Here is a 16,641-nt window from a genome sequence, read left to right on the forward strand (position 1 = left end):
CTCCGGTCGGCTAGGATTGCGGCAAAGAGGTTTTGAGATGCTGAATCATAACGATCCGAAAGACGTCGAAGCGTTTAACAAAGGCATAGACCGCGCCGCGCTCGTCAATTCGTGCAAGCATTTTGTGCTCGACATGGACGGCACTTTTTATCTCGGCAACACGATTTTACCGGGCAGTCTCGATTTTTTAAAGACGCTCGAAAAAACCGGACGCGATTATTTGTTTTTTACGAACAATTCGTCGAAAAGTCCCGACGTGTACATCGAAAAACTTGCGGGTATGAACTGCTTTATTTCGCGTGAACGGATCATGACGAGCGGAGACGTAACGATCGAATACCTGAACGCCGCGTATCCGGGAAAGCGGGTATACCTCGTCGGAACGGAAGCGCTTATCAAAAGTTTCCGAGAAGGGGGAATCGACCTCGTCGAAGACGATCCGGATATCGTCGTCATCGGTTTCGATACGACACTCACGTACGAAAAGATCGTAAAGGCAAGCGACTACGTGCGCGCCGGCGCCGTTTATCTTGCGACGCATCCCGACATCAACTGCCCCGTCGAAAACGGCTACATTACAGACGTCGGCGCGTTCTGTGCGATGATTTCGCTGTCGGCGGGGGTCGGCGAAGTAAAATCGCTCGGAAAGCCGAATCCCGAAACCGTCGACATGGCGATGCTCCGTGCAGGCTGGAAAAACCGCAGCGAAATCGCCTTTGTCGGCGATCGCCTCTACACCGACATAGCAGTCGGCGTCAACAACGGCGCTCACGGATTTCTTGTGCTTACCGGTGAAGCGAATATGCGCGACGTACAAAAATCCGACACGAAACCCGATGCGATTTTCCGCGACTTGCGCGAAATCGGTTCGTTCCTGAAATAAAACGGTAATATCTATTTTTTTCCGGCGCATCTTCAATGCGCTTTCGTCCGAGGCTTCCCCGTAGTCATCCTGCCGATAAGTTTGTTTTTAAATTCAAGATGCGTTACGGCAAAGTGTTCGGTATCGCCGTTTTCAAGCTTCGCCTGCAAAAGCGAAAAAGCACTCTGCCCGCGCTGGTTGATAAAGTGATCTATCGTCGTAAGCGACACTCCGCTGAACTTGGACGGGTAGATATTGTCGAAGCCGCATACGCTGTAGTCGCCGGGAATGCGGAACCCCTCTTCGATGATTTCGTCGATGACGCCGTAAGCGACCATGTCGTTGATGGCGACGATCGCGGTAACATCGGGATACATCCCTATGCATTTTTTTGCGAGCATACGTCCCGTGCGGTGCTCGATTTCAACGGTCGAAAGCTCCGACATCGGATCGACGTCGCTCGTAATAAGCGATACGGCACCGCTGCCGAATTTTTTAAAGCTTTCGCACAATCCCCTGTAGCGCAGCACGCGCGAAGAATGATATTTGTTGAGCGTCGTCGAAACATAGCAGACGCGCTTGTGTCCGAGCGAAATCAAATGCGTTCCCATTTGATAACCCGCGTCGAAATTGTTTATTTCCGCCATATCGATCCGCAGCGCATCCTGTTTGTCTCCGACCGCGACGACCGGCAGACTGTCGGCCATTTTTTCGGCAAGTCCGGGCTGCTGCGGTACCATCGAAAAAATCAATCCGCGCACGGCGGGGTTCTGCGCAAATGCGATGATTTTCTTTTCGCGTTCGATATTCCAATATGTATTGTAGATGAGCGTCGTATAACCGTTTTTTTCGGCGGCAAGTTCCATACCTTGCAGAAGCGTCGCGTAGTACGGATTGATTATGGACGGACAGACGATAACGATGATGCCCGTTTTATCGGTACCGTGTTTCGGTTTATAGTTGAATTTTCGAGCGGCGGCGTAGACGGCTTCGATCGTATCGTCGGAAAAGCGGGAAAGATTTTTTCCTGCGAGTATCATTGAAATGGCTGCCGTTGAAACGTGAACGGCATCGGCGATATCGCGCAAAGTCGGTTTTGCTTTCATTTATTAAACAAAATTTAACACGACTTTAAAGAAAACGCAAGAAAAATTTGACAAGCGCCTCTTTTGGCCTTATGATTAAGGGAAAATACGGATAAATATCTATCGCCTATTGTTTAATTTTGTTGAATTATCAACGCAGGAGGACCTATGAAAAAACCGTTAATCTTTTTTGCCGCATGTGCGATTTTGCTTTCGGCAAATACGCTGGGAGCCCAGAAAAAGGCATCGGGCAAAAAAAATTACAAGCTCGTTTTAAGAATGAGCCACGTATTCGCACCGAACGAACAGCTGACAAAATCGCTTACGATCGTCTGCGACAATATTGCAAAGCGTACGAACGGAGCAATCGAAATTCAGCAGTATCCGCAGGGACAGCTTGCAACGTACAAAGACGGCGTCGAGCAGGTCGTACAGGGTGCGAAATTCATTTCGGTGGAAGACCCGTCTTACCTCGGCGACTACGTTGCCGATTTCAACGCACTCGTCGGCCCCATGCTCTACAGCAATTTCGATCAATACGAATATCTCATCCGCACCGATTTGGTCAAACGCATGATCAAAGAAGTCGAAGACAAACACAGAATCAAAGTACTCGCTCTCGATTATATTTTCGGCTTCAGAAGTTTGATGACGAATAAAGTCATTAAAACGCCGGCGGATTTGAAAGGCATGAAAATCCGCGTACCGGGCAGCCAGCTCTTTATCAACACGCTCAACGCCATGGGCGCGAGCGCAACGCCGCTGCCGTTTTCCGAAACGATTTCCGCCGTACAGCAGGGCGTCGTCGACGGTCTTGAAGGAACGATGGACGCATACGGTGTAAACGGCAGTTCCGAAGTCGCAAAAAAGATGGCGCTCACGAATCACTTTCTCGGAACATGCGGCGTATACATCAACGCGGATTTGTTCAATTCCATTCCGAAAGAATATCAGATCATCATTCAGGAAGAGTTTACGAAGGGCGCAGCTCACATGATTTCGGAAGTTTCGAAAAACTACAACACGGCAAAAGCGAAGCTCGAATCGCAGGGCATTACGTTCAATGAAGTCGATCACGATGCGTTCGCAAAAGCCGTCGCTCCGGTGTATGCCAACATGAAAGGCACGACACCCGGCATCGTAGACAAATTCCGCGCGGAACTCGCAAAAATGCCGAAAAAATAATCGTACGCATATAATCGTGTATCGCAGCGGCGCATAAGCGCGCGCCGGTATGCTTATCTTCCGAAACGCGGGTGTGAGACAAAGCTTTCGCCTGCGTTTCGGCTTTTACGGATATCAAAATGGAAAAAATAAAAAAATTTTTTAATTATTTTGAAGAGATCTGTGCCGGCTCTTTTCTCATCGCGACGACGGTGCTCGTCATCATCAACGTGTTTACGCGATATTTTCTGAAGACGGCTATCTATTGGTCGGAAGAAGTTGCGACAGGCTGTTTTGTGTGGAGCGTTTTCCTCGGCGCAACAGCGGCCTACAAACGGAAGATACACGTAAGCGTCGATATGATCGTCAACCTAGCGAAAGGAAAGATGCGTATTTTTATCGCCTGCATCATGGATCTGCTGCTCATCCTCGTAAACGGCTACATTGCGTATATGGCGCTGCGTTACGTAAAAGTGTCGCACGTAAAACCGACGCCCGTTCTCGGCATATCGTCGGTATGTATCAGCGCGTCGATTCTCATCGCATTTACGCTCATGACGGTATATTCCGTCAAATTTTTTATTTTCGATTTTATTAAAATAACAAAACAGGGGGATACGCAATGATCGGATACCTTCCCGTTATTCTCGTTCTCGTTCTGTATTTTTCAAGCATGCCGATCGCGTTCGCTCTGTTCGGCGCGACGATGTTTTATTTCGGTTTTATCGATACCGGTACGTCTGCCGCCCTGCTTTTGCAGCGTTTTGTCAGCGCGACACAGTCCTTTCCGCTGCTCGCCATTCCGTTTTTCGTTATGGCCGGTTCCATTATGAATTACAGCGGTATCAGTAAAAAGCTCATGCAATTTGCCGATGTGCTCACCGGTCATATGCCGGGTGGGCTCGCTCAGTCGAACGTTTTGCTCAGTATGCTCATGGGCGGCGTTTCCGGTTCGGCAAATGCGGATGCCGCAATGGAAAGCAAAATGCTTGTCCCCGAAATGGAAAAGCGCGGTTTCGGCAAAGCGTTTTCCGCAGCGATCACTGCAGCATCTTCCGCCGTTACACCGGTCATTCCGCCGGGCATCAATTTGATCGTCTATGCGCTCATCGCAAGCTGTTCGGTCGGCCGTATGTTTGCCGCAGGATATTTGCCGGGCTTTTTGATGACGCTGTCGCTGATGATAACCGTGCATATTATTTCAAAAAAGAGAAAATACGGAACGACGAGAACGCGCGCTGCGTCTCCGATTGAAATCGGCAAGCAGGCGATCGATTCGCTTTGGGCGCTGCTCTTTCCGTTCGGTATCGTACTCGGACTCCGTATCGGACTGTTTACGCCGTCGGAAGCCGGAGCGATTGCGGTTTTGTATTGTATCATCGTCGGAAAATTCGTGTACAAAGAATTGAAAAAAGAACACATCGTTCCGATCATCCTTGAAACGGTGTACGGAACGAGTACGGTCGTCTTTATCATTGTTGCCGCATCGGTGTTCGGCTACTATTTGAACTGGCAGCGCATCCCGCAGACGATGACAACGTGGCTGCTCGGCATTACGCAAAACAAATATGTCATGCTGATGATTTTCAACGTCGTGCTGCTCATCGGCGGTATGTTCCTCGAAGGCGGGGCGCTCATCATCATACTCGCGCCGCTGCTCGTGCCGGTCATCACGCAGCTCGGTGTCGACGTCATACACTTCGGTTTAATCTGCATCGTCAATATCATGATCGGAGGACTTACGCCGCCGTTCGGTTCCATGATGTTTACGTGCTGCGGTATTACCGGCTGCAAACTCGAAGCGTTCATCAAAGAAGTGTATCCGTTTATCATCGCGCTTCTCGTGTCGCTCATCCTTGTAACATATATTCCGCAGATATCGCTTGTCGTGCCGAATTTGATTTACGGTGCGGCAGGATGATAGCTACGGCAAAAAAACAGCAGAAAAAAATACAGGAGATATTATGAATATTGTTGCACACCGCGGAGACAGCGGTTCTTACCCGGAAAATACGATGCTCGCATTCCGCAAAGCCGTTGAAGCGGGCTCGGACGGAATCGAACTCGACGTACAGCTTACAAAAGACGGAACGGTCGTCATCATCCACGATGAAAAAGTCGACCGTACGACCGACGGCACAGGCGCCGTCCGCGATCTTTCATTTGCGGAACTTCGAAAACTCGACGCTGCAAAAAAATGGAACGGAAAATTTCTGAAAGAATCCATACCCTCATTCGAAGAATACTGCGAATGGGCGGCGACGGTAAACATAACGACGAATATCGAACTGAAGACGGGGCTCGTGTATTATGAAGACATCGAGCAAAAAACGATCGATATCATCGATAAATACAAACTCGAAAAAAAAGTGATGTTTTCGTCGTTCAATCACAGCTCGCTCATCACGGCAAAAAAAATCGCACCTTCGATTCCGGCCGGAGCGCTCGTCGAAGAAGCGGGTTTGGTAAACGCGGGTTTTTACTGCAAAAAATACGGTTTTGAATTCTACCATCCGAGCTATAAAAATCTGAACGATGAAGCGGTGGCGGAATTGAAACGGCACGGCATCGGCATCAACGTGTGGACGGTCAACACGATGGCCGAACTTGAAAAAATGTACGCGTGGAATATTTCCGGAACCATCACGAATTATCCGGCGGTATGCCGCGCATATTGCAAAGGAATGCAAAAATAATAATCAATAACGATCGTGCGGATGTCGTTTTGCCGTAATGCGGCAGGCGTTTAACGTTTTCGAAAATGACCGACGCACGATCGCCTCAGACGTATCGGCTCTCGTGCGGTCAGATATCGCGCGCTGTCTCCGTGCCTTCGACGAGAGCTTCGAGCAGCGTACACACGGGTGTCGGAATGCCGTGCACTTTTCCGAGCTTGTTCACCGTACCGCAAAACCATGCATTTTCGCTTTTTCTGCCGGCTTCAAAATCCTGCAGCATGGATGTTTTACCGTGCGTATCGAAGTCGATGATAAGCAAAAGCGTATCTTCGAACATCGTCTGCGTAAGCGGAACGCCTTCGGCTTGAGCGACGGCGATGACTTCTTTTCCGACGCTCCGCGCAAGATCGCGCATAACGGGAGCGGAAAAAGCACCGTACGGAGCGCGGCACAAAGCGCTCAGCGTATTGAACACGACGTTGAGCAGAAATTTTTTCCACTGCTCGAGATGAATATTTTCCGGTACTTCGCTTTCGATTTTCGCTTTTGCAAATAATTCTTCGACGGCTTTTACCCGATCCGTTTTTTTATTATCCTTTTCACCGAATACGATACGGCCTTCGGCAGGGCAGCGGATTTGATTTTTTTCGTGAATAGAACTGATACCGATGATAAAACTGTAGAGCACACGCTCTTTACCGTAAACCGACGCGGCGTCGCGTTCGCTTTGAATACCGTTACAAAGCGCCATAATCGCCGTGTGAGCTCCGACGGCGCTACGGATGCTTTTAAGCGCTTCGCCGAGCTGAAGATTTTTCGTTGCAATTATTATTAAATCCGAAGGCACGGCATTTTCCGGCGTAAGGTAATTAAAATCCTGTTTCACTCCGTTGATGAAGATACCGTCGCTCTCATAACGCGCTTTGCGCTCGGCATCGACTATGCACTGTACCTTTGCTTTACCCAAAAAAGACGTGAGGCGGGAAGCGACGACGGCTCCTACCGCACCCAATCCGACTATCGATACCGAAGCGATTTTCATGATTTGAGTATATCGCCAAACGCGAATTCGAACAATACTTCAATCGTAGACAACGGCGGAACAATCGCTATACAATCATATGTGAGGTAAGCGATGAAAAATACGGTAAAGTTATCGAACGGAGCGGTTGTACCGGCGATCGGGCAGGGCACGTGGTATATCGGAGAGACGGCATCTAAACGCGCTCAGGAGATCGATGCTATCCGCTCAGGTATAGGAGCGGGCATGACGCTCATCGACACGGCGGAAATGTACGGCAGCGGCTTAAGCGAAAAAATCGTCGGAGAAGCGATTTCTTCGACGGATCGAAAAAAACTTTTTATCGTCTCGAAAGTACTGCCGTCGAACGCCGGTAAAAAAAATATGGAGCGATCGTGCGATGCGACGCTCGAACGGCTCGGCACGGATCATCTCGATCTGTATCTCTATCATTGGCGGGGAAGCATAGCGCTCGCCGAAACGGTCGCGTGTCTGGAAGAACTGAAAGCGAAGGGAAAAATCCGTGCGTGGGGCGTTTCGAATTTCGACACAAGCGATATGGACGAACTCTTTGCCCTTCCGTCGGGAAAAAATTGCGCCGTCAATCAAGTGCTTTATCACTTGGGGTCTCGCGGCATCGAATTCGATTTATTGCCGCGGATGAGGCGGCACGGCGTCGCGCTTATGGCGTATTGCCCGCTCGCACAGGCGGGGACTTTACGCCGCGGTTTATTTGAAAACGAAACCGTTGCCGCAGTTGCGCAAAAATACGGCTGTGACGTGACGCAAGTGCTGCTCGCATGGTGTATCCGCGACGGCACTACGATTGCGATCCCGCGCAGTTCGCGAAAAGAGCATACGCTGCTCAATGCGGGCGCCGATACGGTGCAGCTCGATGCACAAGATTTTATCGCGTTGGATAAAGCTTTTCCTCCGCCGACGCATAAAATGCCGCTCGATATCGAATAGGGTAAAGGCGGCGGTTTCGAGCGGCGCGCACATGTTGATATGCGACGTTTGCCTTTCGGCACACTCGCCGTTAAACGAGACACACTATTTCAGTGTTTCGTTTAAGCATTCCGTTTGTTTTTCATACGAAGGATTATGTGATGAAAAAGAACATGTCGATAAAAATGCCGCACTCCGAAACGGCCGGTATAAAATCTTCGCTTTTTAAATCGATGATTGCAGCAGCGCTCTTTTTGCCGCTGTTGTTTGCCTCCTGCACGTCTTCCGTCGAACTGCATGCAAACGCCGACGGCAGCATAAACATACTGTATGACGCGGCATTCGATTCCGCCTTTATCGAAATCATGCAGTCGCTTTCGGGTGAAAGCGGACAGCAGCTTTTCGATGCGGATGAAATGGCCTCTCAGTTTCGGACGGCGGGTATCAAAGACGTGCGCGTCGCATCTCCGACGAACACTTCTCTCGGTATCGCTCTTCGCCTGCCGAAAGAAGGAAATGATCCCATATCGCGGTCGGGCTGCATTTCCCGATCCGCCCGCACTTCGGCGATCACGGTTTCTCCCGCAGTCTGTGCAAAATTATACAAACTCCTGCCCGATACGCTGCAGTCGTATATCGATTTATTTATGGCACCCGTTTTTCTCGGAGAAGCCGTCCCCAAAGACGAATACGTAGATTTGATCGCTTCCGTCTACGGTAAAGCGCTCGCCGATGAAGCCGCGCGAGCAAAAATAAAGATTTCGTTTTTTGTGCCGAACGGAGAAAAAGCGGTAAAAACGATCGAGTGTCCGCTCGTCGATCTGCTCACGGCGGCAAAACCGCTCGTATTTTCCGCCGCATGGTAAATTAAAGCGCTCTCTTTTTTTCCGATGCCCGCACAGCTGTGTGCGGTAGCGCATTTTCATCTTCACGAAATTTCACAAAATTCATTTGTGTGAATTTTTCCATCTTCAATATTCGCTTCACTTTTCTTGACCTTACTATTTTTCAGCACTATACTAACATATACAATCTTCTTATACAGTGAGGCAATTTTATGAAAGTAATCGATACGAAAAATGCACCTGCTGCAATCGGTCCGTACTCTCAGGCAATCGTTGCAAACGGTTTCGTGTACACATCCGGACAAATTCCGATCAATCCGCAGACGGGTGCCGTCGAAGGCAAAACGATAACCGAACAGGCTGAACAGGTTATGAAAAATCTCAAAGCCGTGCTCGAAGCGGCGGGAAGCGATTTTACGAAAGCGGTCAAAACGCTGTGCTTTTTGAAAACGATGGATGATTTTGCGGCGTTCAACGAAGTGTACGCAAAATATTTTACGGGAAAGCCCGCGCGCTCGTGCGTCGCCGTCGTCGAGCTTCCGAAAGGCGTGCTCGTCGAAGTGGAAGTCGTCGCCCAATCGGCAAACTGATGTTTGCCGGGGACTAAGCCGATTAAAATTTAACCGTCCCTTCGAATCGTACGCAGCTTAAATCTTTGTACTTTCCGTAAGTGCCGTCGCTTTTCGGACCGGGAAAATATCCGTCGAACGCAAGTAAAAGCGAAATCTCGTCGGTAAGGTTGTACTTGACTTTAAGGCCGGCAAAGCCGTCCAAATCGTTCCAGCGTACAAGGCCGGTACACGAAAGCGTAAGCGTGTCGGAAAAAAGCGTTTTCGAAAAGTTTGCCGTAGTCCCGTGTTCGTACGCGTCGCGCGCAAGCGAATCGACATAGGCGAATACGACGTCCCCGTAATACTGCGCGGTAAGCATCCAGCCGTTTTTATTCCAGTCGATTCCCGCAAGGGCTCTCAGTTCATTTTTTCGTTTGTAGCCGCCGAGCGAAGTTTGTCCGAGCTGAAGCGCACGCTCGATAAAAAACGCGCTTTCCGCTCTGATCACAAAGGCTCCTGCGGGAACGGCCAAGTCGAAGCCTGCCATGCCGTACCGATAATATTTTCCCGTCACGGTAATTTTAGGCGGCGGCATCGCACCGGGCTCGTACGAGAGGTTCGGCGAATCGTCAAAGCCGTAGTATCCGTACAGCGAAAAGTCGATCGCCGGAAACCAAAAACTTACGCGCGCGGCATAGCTCGAATTTGCGATGTTCAGCTCCGGCTTCGAAATATCGCCGAGTACGACCTCTACGCCGGCAGGACTGGGAATGAGCGCTTTCCTGATCGGATTCCACGATTCGAGCGGAAGCGCAGAGGGTCTGAAAAACGGGATCCAATATGCGTCGGCGGAAAAATACGTTCCCGAAAACGTCGCCTTTACCGCGTCAATACCGAGCCTGCTTTCGCTGTAGTTCGCCGTACCGAGCGACGAGAGATTTTGCGGACAGAGGATATCCGCGATGCGTATGCCGTCCGCCTTTCCCCAAGCCGTTATCTGCCGTCCGATTTTTAAGCCCGCCGTCAAACCTTTTGCAAATTCGTTCGACGTCCACGTAAAATACGCTTCCTGCAGTTCCGCGCCGAGTCCGTCGGCAACCGAAAAACTTCCGCCGGAATTCGCCGCGAGCGCGTTGAAATACGCATTGCCCGCGATAAAAACCGTACAATTCGCAAACCGCGCATCAACTTCTCCGCTCACCGTTTCTTTTGCGGATGAAAAATCACCTGCATTGTCGCCACGGATAAAAACACCGACTGAGGTTTTCGCACTTCCCGAAAACGTGATGTCCTGCGAAAATGCACAGAAAGCGGCAAGAACGCAGACAAGAGCGATCACGGAAAAACGATGCCGGCGCACCGCCTGCATCGTTTTTAAAATTAATAATTTCATTTTATCGCTCCGCGCTCAAGAGATGCAACGGTAAAGACGGAATCGTTTATCGGCATATTGTAGTGTACGTCTTTCATTTCGATGACGGTCGAATGATTCGTCCTAACGTTTTCCATCTTCATTTTGCCGATCGTCCATATACCGTCGATTTTTTCAATTTTTTCGCATTCCAATTTCCGCTGCAGCACATTTTGGCGATCGTAATATTCTCCTTTTACCGCTTTATAATTGTCTTTCCGGATCCATACGATGCGGCGGGGATTTTTTTCCGTTTTATCTTTTGCAACGCATTCGATTTTCCAACAATCGGCATTATTAATATTTTCCGAACCGAGCAGATTGAACGTATCTTTCGAAAGGGCGCGGTCGCCCATATCGTCGTAGGTAAAATCTGTTCCCATAAAATCGCCGCCGCTTTCGCTGCCGGATATGCGACGCACTTTTTTCATCGCAGGCATATACAGCCAGTTGTCGGAATCTTTTTTCGTACCGTCGGCTTTTTCATCGTACTCCCACATCAAATAACCGACACCGGCGACGTCTTTCGGTGTACGGAAAACGATAACCGTTTTGTCGGTGTCTCCGTAATCTTTTGTATAATAAACGACTTCGCGCACACGCTGAGTGCCGATTTTATTGATAAGCGTCATCGTCGCGGTATAGGTACCCGTTTTGCCGGTATCCGTATTTTTGCTTCGCTTCATAATGTCATAACCGCTCAAATCCTGTGCGGCGGCCGCAAACGCGCAGGCACCGAGGGCAAAAAATACGGCCGCTTTCTTTAATAATTTTTCGACTCTTTTCATAGTATCCTCCAAAGCAATATCGTTTATCGTATCGTTCTGTTTTATAAGAACAACATACATTGCCGTTCTGCGGCGGGTTTATACGTTACCGACATAAGGTTCTCCGTCAGAAACATATTTACCAAAAGTTATATGATGCTAACTTATTATCAACAGTATCGTATGCCAAGCTTGATTTTTTGTCAACACAGCGGAATAATGGATATGAGGAAATAATATGGCTACCGTTTTTTGGGGATTGATGATTCCGTTTGCCGGAACGACGCTCGGCGCCGCGTGCGTATTTTTCATGAAACGCGAAATGCACGACGGCGTACGGCGCGCGCTTATGGGATTTGCCGCCGGCGTGATGGTTGCGGCATCCGTATGGTCGCTCCTCATCCCGTCCATCGAAATGGCCGAGGCGGCAAAAAGTTTATCGTTTATACCAGCTCTCGTCGGCTTTTTATTCGGCATCGCCTTTCTTTTTTCGCTCGATAGAATAACGCCGCACCTGCACATCGACGCATCCGCTCCCGAAGGACCGAAATCGCGTCTGAGCCGTACGCTCATGCTCGTATTCGCGGTAACGCTGCACAATATTCCCGAAGGCATGGCCGTCGGCGTCGTATTCGCCGGTATGACGAGCGGTACCGCCAACGTTTCCGCAGCCGCGGCTTTTGCGCTTTCGCTCGGCATAGCGATTCAAAACTTTCCCGAAGGTGCAATCATTTCAATGCCGCTGAGAACGGAAGGCAACAGTAAAGCGAAATCGTTTTGGTACGGGATGCTCTCCGGAGCCGTCGAACCCGTCGCCGCCGTGATTACGATTTTATTAACCGAAACGGTTTTAAGCGCACTGCCGTATTTTCTTTCGTTTGCCGCCGGAGCGATGATTTACGTCGTCATCGAAGAGCTCATCCCCGAAGCGACACGTGACGATAAAACCGATGTCTGTACGATCGGGTTTGCCGTCGGTTTCGCGCTCATGATGGTACTCGACGTCGCATTGAGCTGAATACCGAGCGTTATCGCAAATTTTCCAATTGACGTTTTGCGAAGTCGGCGTATCCTTTGTCATCCGATTCCGCCATCAGCAAATAATATTTTTCCGCTTCATTCGTTTCACCGAGGTTTTTGCAAACGTATGCGAGATTTGCGAGCAAAATCATATCTCCCCCATCGCACTCCCATCCGGCTTTATAATATTTTTTTGCCTGCTCCAAATCATTTAAATAACTGTATGCCAGCCCCGCATCGTTGTATGCGACGGGATTATCCGGAAAATCTTTTACAAACAGCAGGGCTATTTCTCTTGCACATTCGATCGCCGTTTGATTTTCCGTGCCGAGCCATTCTGCGATGTAGTTATGAACGGTTTCTTCAAAATCGACCGGTGTGTTTTCGAGCGGCGTATTATTCGCCCACAACCATTTTCCGCCGTATTTTTTATGAAGCGCAAATACCTTTTTTATCAATTCTTTTTGATCGGAATATTCCTTCCGCATATAATAAAAATGCGCTTTACCGAAATACATATCGAGCCGTTTCGGATGAAATGAGAGCCCTTTATCGATAGCGGCAAAAGCTTTTTCCGAAAATGCATCGTCGTATGCCGTCGTCGAGTACAGATAGATCGTATCGCCGCTTTCATTTTTCGCTTCCGCGTATTCACCGGAATCCGGAGGCGTCGTTTCCATGCGTATTTGTTCCGCCGTTGCCTTTGCAATATAATAATTAAAATACGCCACGTATAATTCAGCATCTTTCGGTTTCGTTTTTTCCCATTCTGCCAAATATCGTTCCGCTTCGTCGTAATCTTCGGCTTTCATCGAATTCCAAAATTTATCATAGGCGGTTTCCGAAAACAACAAAGGGATAAAAAGTGCAGACAATACCGCAATACAAATTCTCTTTTTCATAATTGCTCCGTAATATTTATAATAATTTAAAGCCTGCAATCTGTAAATGATATTTACAACGCGAAAAACAAATAGCTTAGCGAATCCTGCGCGGGGAACTTCGCGCTCCGCGCTCGTTGCAAGTTGCGCGGGGAACTTCGCGCTAACGCGCTCGTTGCAAGTTGCGCACTGCTCGGATTTGGTTGATGAAGTCCGGTGTTGAAAAACGGCCGAGTCGTTTTTCTTTTATCCGGGCGGAGGCTTTCATACCTCATCCTTTCGGATACAATAAAGGGTATGAAAGCCGACTGCGATTCCTTATGAGGACACAAAGCGCGACATTTATGCGCGCTTTGTGATAGGAGACGCTCGCAAATCCTGCGCGGGGAACTTCGCGCTAACGCGCTCGTTGCAAGTTGCGCGGGGAACTTCGCGCTAACACGCTCGTTGCAAGTCGCGCACTGCTCGGATTTGGTTGATGAAGTCCGGTGTTGAAAAACGACCGAGCCGTTTTTCTTTTATAGGAGACGCGCATAATTCCTCCGCATTGCTCGGAATTGCTCTTTTAAGTCGAGAGGCGAAAAACGTTTAGCACGTTTTTCTTTTATAAGAGACGCCGGCAAATCCTGCGCACTGCTCGGATTTGCCGGCTCCTCTTGCTTTTTCCATCCTACAGCGGTATTATGAATTGATTATAAAAATCACAGTGTGAGCAAAATACCGAATTCGATTTCGGCAGGAGAATACGATGTCAGAAGGAATGAAAAAATTTTTACTCGGTGCGGTTGTCGGCGCGGCAGCGGTATCGCTTATGAAAACGGATATATTCCGTAAAAGCTGTTCCAAACTGATAGCTGCAGGTTTGCAGCTTAAGGAAGACGCCTCGGTATTTTTCGAATCGGTAAAAGAAGATGCCGAAGATGCTGAAGCGGAAGCTAAACAAAAAAAGGCGAACGCGGCGAAAGCGTAATTGTCCCGTATGAAGTTTTATGTTAAGCATTCTCTCCCCGGACGCATGCGCGTACGGTACGACAAATCCGAAGTAAGCGTGCGGCAGGCAGTTCTTGCGCAAAATCTGCTTTCCGTTCAGGAAGGCGTAGCTCAAGTAACGGTCAATCACATCGTCGGTTCTTTTCTTATCCGTTACGACGAAACGAAACAATCCGAACAAAGCATCAAAGCGCTGTTTGCCGCGCTTTCAGGAAAATATCTCAACGATGCGGATATGCTGGCATCCGTCGTACTTCCGCCGAAACGGACAAGCCTTCCGGAATCGCTCATTTCTATGGCGGCATGGCATTATGCAAAACGGCTTTTGCCTGCTCCTTTAAGAATGCTTTTACAAATCGCTTCAATCGCTCCGAGAATTTTAAAAGGTGCGGAACGGATTTTTTCAAGCCGTATTTTTTGTGCCGACGTCCTCGATGCGACGGCCATTACGGCAGCCGCGGCGACGGGAGATATGTCGACCGCATCGAATATCAATTTTTTGCTCGATATCGGCGAAACGATCGAAGAATACACGAAAAAGAAATCATACGAAGATTTGGCGTTGACGCTTTTTTCCGAAAACGATCAAGTGCAGCTCGTCGAAGGGGAAACGGAGCGCAAGGTTCCGTTATACACTCTTAAAAAAGGCGATATCGTTGCGGTACGCACGGGTTCGCTTATCCCCGCCGACGGAGAAGTCGTCAAAGGCGAAGCGCTTGTCAATCAGGCGTCGATCACCGGAGAGCCCCTTGCCGTCGAAAAGCGAAAAGGGCACAGCGTATTTGCCGGAACGATCGTACAGGAAGGAGAGCTTTTCGTTCTCGTACGCGCGGCGGGCAGTCAAACGAAAGTGCAGAACATCATCACGATGATCGATTCGTCGCAGCAACTGAAAGTTTCATCGCAGGTTCGTTCCGAGTACCTTGCCGATCAGCTTGTCAAATATAATTTTTTACTTTCGCTTTTAACTTTTGTTTTTACGGGAAATATAACAAAGGTCTTGTCGACGCTTATGGTCGATTATTCATGCGCAATGAAGCTCGCAGCCCCGCTTGCGGTTTTGAGCGCGATGAAAGAAGCGGCCGAGCACGGCATTCTCGTCAAAGGCGGAAAATTTCTCGAAGATGCTTCGCGAGCCGACACCGTCGTGTTCGACAAAACCGGCACGCTTACGGCAGCCGAGCCGAAGCTTTCACGTATCATCGTATTCGGCAAAGAAAGCGAAGACGACATGCTCGCGGCAGCCGCATGTTTGGAAGAACATTTTACCCATCCCGTCGCCCGCGCGATCGTGCAAGCCGCCGAAGACAAAGGGCTCAAGCATCCCGAACGGCACGCAAAAGTCGAATACATCGTCGCACACGGCATCGTAACGACGCTGAACGGCAAACGTCTTTCGATCGGCAGCCGGCATTTTACCTTTGACGATGAAAAGATACTTCCTCCGGAAAATCTTGATGCGATCATACGCGATGCTCTCGATCGCGGTGAATCGCTTTTGTATCTTGCAGAAGAAAAACGGCTGCTGGCCGCCTTTGCGATTACAGACCCCGTGAGAACAGATGCAAAAGAAATCGTCCGCCGTCTGCACGGCACGGGCATCGTCAACTGTACGATGATAACGGGCGACGATACGGGTGCGGCAAAGACTGCGGCGGAGCTTACGGGCATCGATCACTATATTGCGCACGCACTGCCGGAAGATAAAGTCGCATACATCGAAAAACAAAAACGGGAAGGGCATACCGTCATCATGATTGGCGACGGTATAAACGATGCCCCTGCGCTCGCCGCCGCAAATACCGGAGTTGCCATGGGCGACTGCGCGGAAATCACCGGAGAGACGGCGGACATCGTGCTGCCGTCGGGCGACGGACTTGCGGCGCTGCTGAAAACGCGGATCATGGGTCAGCATTTGATGAAAAAAATCGATGACAATAATAAAAACATAATAATTGTCAATTCCGTGTTGATAGCCGCGGGTTTACTCGGTTTTATTTCACCGTCGTTCGCCGCCGTTTTGCATAATTCATCGACGATCGCATTTGCCGTAGGGGCGATGCAGCCGCTATTAAAAAAAGAATGATGCAGATCAATTATTTTCCGGGGAGACTGCGTTTGCGCGATCCCGTTCTCCGTGACGAAGCCATACGAACGGCGGCAATTGCCGCACTGAAATCGATTTCCGGCGACGCAGTCTGCGAATACAAAGAAAAAACGGGAAGCGTACTCATCACTTATGATCCCGCCGGCGTACCGCTTGAACGTCTTGAGTCGTTGGTTCCCTATTTACAAAAACTTCGGCAAAAGCTTGCCGCCTATTCGGAAAAAAATCGGAATGATATTCTTTCGGATATTGCTCAGATCCGCTCGATTATCGACTCGTGGGGCTATTGAATATATCGTCTTTTCCGTCGT

Annotated in this window: 17 protein-coding genes; 12 read left to right on the top strand and 5 right to left on the bottom strand. The window is 49.3% G+C overall.

The window, feature by feature from the left end; all coding sequences use genetic code 11:
• Positions 1-37 precede the first annotated feature (37 nt).
• Positions 38-883: an HAD-IIA family hydrolase gene (locus tag H9I35_RS06895; protein ID WP_187418695.1), complete on the top strand. Its 846-nt coding sequence runs from the start codon at positions 38-40 to the stop codon at positions 881-883.
• 32 nt (positions 884-915) lie between these two features.
• Here the strand turns inward: H9I35_RS06895 and H9I35_RS06900 are convergent, their stop codons facing one another.
• Positions 916-1,968, bottom strand: a complete 1,053-nt coding sequence (locus H9I35_RS06900; RefSeq protein WP_187418696.1) for a LacI family DNA-binding transcriptional regulator — start codon at positions 1,966-1,968, stop codon at positions 916-918.
• A gap of 147 nt (positions 1,969-2,115) precedes the next feature.
• Between H9I35_RS06900 and H9I35_RS06905 the strand changes: the two genes are divergently transcribed.
• The 4 genes from H9I35_RS06905 to H9I35_RS06920 all read left to right on the top strand — a co-directional run bounded on the left by H9I35_RS06905 (position 2,116) and on the right by H9I35_RS06920 (position 5,807).
• Positions 2,116-3,132 (top strand): C4-dicarboxylate TRAP transporter substrate-binding protein, encoded by a 1,017-nt coding sequence (locus H9I35_RS06905; protein ID WP_187418697.1) that lies wholly within the window; start codon positions 2,116-2,118, stop codon positions 3,130-3,132.
• Between the two features lie 119 nt (positions 3,133-3,251).
• Positions 3,252-3,737: a TRAP transporter small permease gene (locus tag H9I35_RS06910; protein WP_187418698.1), complete on the top strand. Its 486-nt coding sequence runs from the start codon at positions 3,252-3,254 to the stop codon at positions 3,735-3,737.
• Positions 3,734-5,032, top strand: a complete 1,299-nt coding sequence (locus tag H9I35_RS06915) for a TRAP transporter large permease (protein ID WP_187418699.1) — start codon at positions 3,734-3,736, stop codon at positions 5,030-5,032. The genes H9I35_RS06910 and H9I35_RS06915 overlap by 4 nt, the downstream gene beginning before the upstream one ends.
• 43 nt (positions 5,033-5,075) lie before the next feature.
• Positions 5,076-5,807: a glycerophosphodiester phosphodiesterase gene (locus H9I35_RS06920; protein WP_187418700.1), complete on the top strand. Its 732-nt coding sequence runs from the start codon at positions 5,076-5,078 to the stop codon at positions 5,805-5,807.
• Positions 5,808-5,916: 109 nt separating this feature from the next.
• On the opposite strand, the gene H9I35_RS06925 is transcribed toward H9I35_RS06920, so the two are convergent.
• Positions 5,917-6,831: a ketopantoate reductase family protein gene (locus H9I35_RS06925; RefSeq protein ID WP_187418701.1), complete on the bottom strand. Its 915-nt coding sequence runs from the start codon at positions 6,829-6,831 to the stop codon at positions 5,917-5,919.
• A gap of 93 nt (positions 6,832-6,924) precedes the next feature.
• Here H9I35_RS06925 and H9I35_RS06930 point away from each other — a divergent pair, with 93 nt between their 5' ends.
• The 3 genes from H9I35_RS06930 (at position 6,925) to H9I35_RS06940 (ending at position 9,193) form a co-directional block, all read left to right on the top strand.
• On the top strand, positions 6,925-7,779 hold the full coding sequence (locus tag H9I35_RS06930) for an aldo/keto reductase (protein WP_187418702.1): 855 nt from the start codon (positions 6,925-6,927) through the stop codon (positions 7,777-7,779).
• 140 nt (positions 7,780-7,919) lie between these two features.
• A complete protein-coding gene (locus H9I35_RS06935; RefSeq protein WP_187418703.1) occupies positions 7,920-8,624 on the top strand; it encodes a hypothetical protein in 705 nt (234 codons plus the stop codon).
• Positions 8,625-8,815: 191 nt separating this feature from the next.
• Complete coding sequence (locus tag H9I35_RS06940; RefSeq protein WP_187418704.1) at positions 8,816-9,193, top strand: RidA family protein; 378 nt, start codon at positions 8,816-8,818, stop codon at positions 9,191-9,193.
• A 22-nt stretch (positions 9,194-9,215) separates the two neighbouring features.
• Here H9I35_RS06940 and H9I35_RS06945 read toward each other — a convergent pair whose 3' ends face one another.
• The gene (locus H9I35_RS06945) at positions 9,216-10,547 is read right to left on the bottom strand and encodes a DUF1302 family protein (protein ID WP_187418705.1); all 1,332 of its coding nucleotides are present in this window, start codon (positions 10,545-10,547) and stop codon (positions 9,216-9,218) included.
• The gene (locus tag H9I35_RS06950) at positions 10,544-11,353 is read right to left on the bottom strand and encodes an outer membrane lipoprotein-sorting protein (protein ID WP_187418706.1); all 810 of its coding nucleotides are present in this window, start codon (positions 11,351-11,353) and stop codon (positions 10,544-10,546) included. The genes H9I35_RS06945 and H9I35_RS06950 overlap by 4 nt, the downstream gene beginning before the upstream one ends.
• A gap of 217 nt (positions 11,354-11,570) precedes the next feature.
• Here H9I35_RS06950 and H9I35_RS06955 point away from each other — a divergent pair, with 217 nt between their 5' ends.
• Complete coding sequence (locus tag H9I35_RS06955; RefSeq protein ID WP_187418707.1) at positions 11,571-12,350, top strand: ZIP family metal transporter; 780 nt, start codon at positions 11,571-11,573, stop codon at positions 12,348-12,350.
• 10 nt (positions 12,351-12,360) lie between these two features.
• Here the strand turns inward: H9I35_RS06955 and H9I35_RS06960 are convergent, their stop codons facing one another.
• A complete protein-coding gene (locus H9I35_RS06960) occupies positions 12,361-13,254 on the bottom strand; it encodes a tetratricopeptide repeat protein (protein ID WP_187418708.1) in 894 nt (297 codons plus the stop codon).
• A gap of 727 nt (positions 13,255-13,981) precedes the next feature.
• Here H9I35_RS06960 and H9I35_RS06965 point away from each other — a divergent pair.
• The 3 genes from H9I35_RS06965 to H9I35_RS06975 are packed head-to-tail and all read left to right on the top strand — an operon-like array spanning position 13,982 to position 16,620.
• On the top strand, positions 13,982-14,203 hold the full coding sequence (locus tag H9I35_RS06965; RefSeq protein ID WP_016521303.1) for a hypothetical protein: 222 nt from the start codon (positions 13,982-13,984) through the stop codon (positions 14,201-14,203).
• A gap of 9 nt (positions 14,204-14,212) precedes the next feature.
• Positions 14,213-16,309: a heavy metal translocating P-type ATPase gene (locus H9I35_RS06970; protein WP_187418709.1), complete on the top strand. Its 2,097-nt coding sequence runs from the start codon at positions 14,213-14,215 to the stop codon at positions 16,307-16,309.
• Complete coding sequence (locus H9I35_RS06975) at positions 16,306-16,620, top strand: hypothetical protein (RefSeq protein WP_187418710.1); 315 nt, start codon at positions 16,306-16,308, stop codon at positions 16,618-16,620. Before H9I35_RS06970 ends, H9I35_RS06975 begins: the two co-directional genes overlap by 4 nt.
• Positions 16,621-16,641: the final 21 nt, after the last annotated feature.

It is taken from the genome of Treponema sp. Marseille-Q4132 (assembly GCF_014334835.1).
Taxonomy (GTDB): domain Bacteria; phylum Spirochaetota; class Spirochaetia; order Treponematales; family Treponemataceae; genus Treponema_D; species Treponema_D paredis.

Excerpts from the sequence above, each read along its gene's own strand:
- H9I35_RS06900 (WP_187418696.1), bottom strand. The coding sequence starts at position 1,968 with ATGAAAGCAAAACCGACTTTGCGCGATATCGCCGATGCCGTTCACGTT.
- H9I35_RS06955 (WP_187418707.1), top strand. The coding sequence starts at position 11,571 with ATGGCTACCGTTTTTTGGGGATTGATGATTCCGTTTGCCGGAACGACG.
- H9I35_RS06935 (WP_187418703.1), top strand. The coding sequence starts at position 7,920 with ATGAAAAAGAACATGTCGATAAAAATGCCGCACTCCGAAACGGCCGGT.
- H9I35_RS06975 (WP_187418710.1), top strand. The coding sequence starts at position 16,306 with ATGATGCAGATCAATTATTTTCCGGGGAGACTGCGTTTGCGCGATCCC.
- H9I35_RS06940 (WP_187418704.1), top strand. The coding sequence starts at position 8,816 with ATGAAAGTAATCGATACGAAAAATGCACCTGCTGCAATCGGTCCGTAC.
- H9I35_RS06925 (WP_187418701.1), bottom strand. The coding sequence starts at position 6,831 with ATGAAAATCGCTTCGGTATCGATAGTCGGATTGGGTGCGGTAGGAGCC.
- H9I35_RS06970 (WP_187418709.1), top strand. The coding sequence starts at position 14,213 with ATGAAGTTTTATGTTAAGCATTCTCTCCCCGGACGCATGCGCGTACGG.
- H9I35_RS06960 (WP_187418708.1), bottom strand. The coding sequence starts at position 13,254 with ATGAAAAAGAGAATTTGTATTGCGGTATTGTCTGCACTTTTTATCCCT.
- H9I35_RS06910 (WP_187418698.1), top strand. The coding sequence starts at position 3,252 with ATGGAAAAAATAAAAAAATTTTTTAATTATTTTGAAGAGATCTGTGCC.
- H9I35_RS06950 (WP_187418706.1), bottom strand. The coding sequence starts at position 11,353 with ATGAAAAGAGTCGAAAAATTATTAAAGAAAGCGGCCGTATTTTTTGCC.
- H9I35_RS06920 (WP_187418700.1), top strand. The coding sequence starts at position 5,076 with ATGAATATTGTTGCACACCGCGGAGACAGCGGTTCTTACCCGGAAAAT.
- H9I35_RS06965 (WP_016521303.1), top strand. The coding sequence starts at position 13,982 with ATGTCAGAAGGAATGAAAAAATTTTTACTCGGTGCGGTTGTCGGCGCG.
- H9I35_RS06915 (WP_187418699.1), top strand. The coding sequence starts at position 3,734 with ATGATCGGATACCTTCCCGTTATTCTCGTTCTCGTTCTGTATTTTTCA.
- H9I35_RS06945 (WP_187418705.1), bottom strand. The coding sequence starts at position 10,547 with ATGAAATTATTAATTTTAAAAACGATGCAGGCGGTGCGCCGGCATCGT.
- H9I35_RS06930 (WP_187418702.1), top strand. The coding sequence starts at position 6,925 with ATGAAAAATACGGTAAAGTTATCGAACGGAGCGGTTGTACCGGCGATC.
- H9I35_RS06895 (WP_187418695.1), top strand. The coding sequence starts at position 38 with ATGCTGAATCATAACGATCCGAAAGACGTCGAAGCGTTTAACAAAGGC.
- H9I35_RS06905 (WP_187418697.1), top strand. The coding sequence starts at position 2,116 with ATGAAAAAACCGTTAATCTTTTTTGCCGCATGTGCGATTTTGCTTTCG.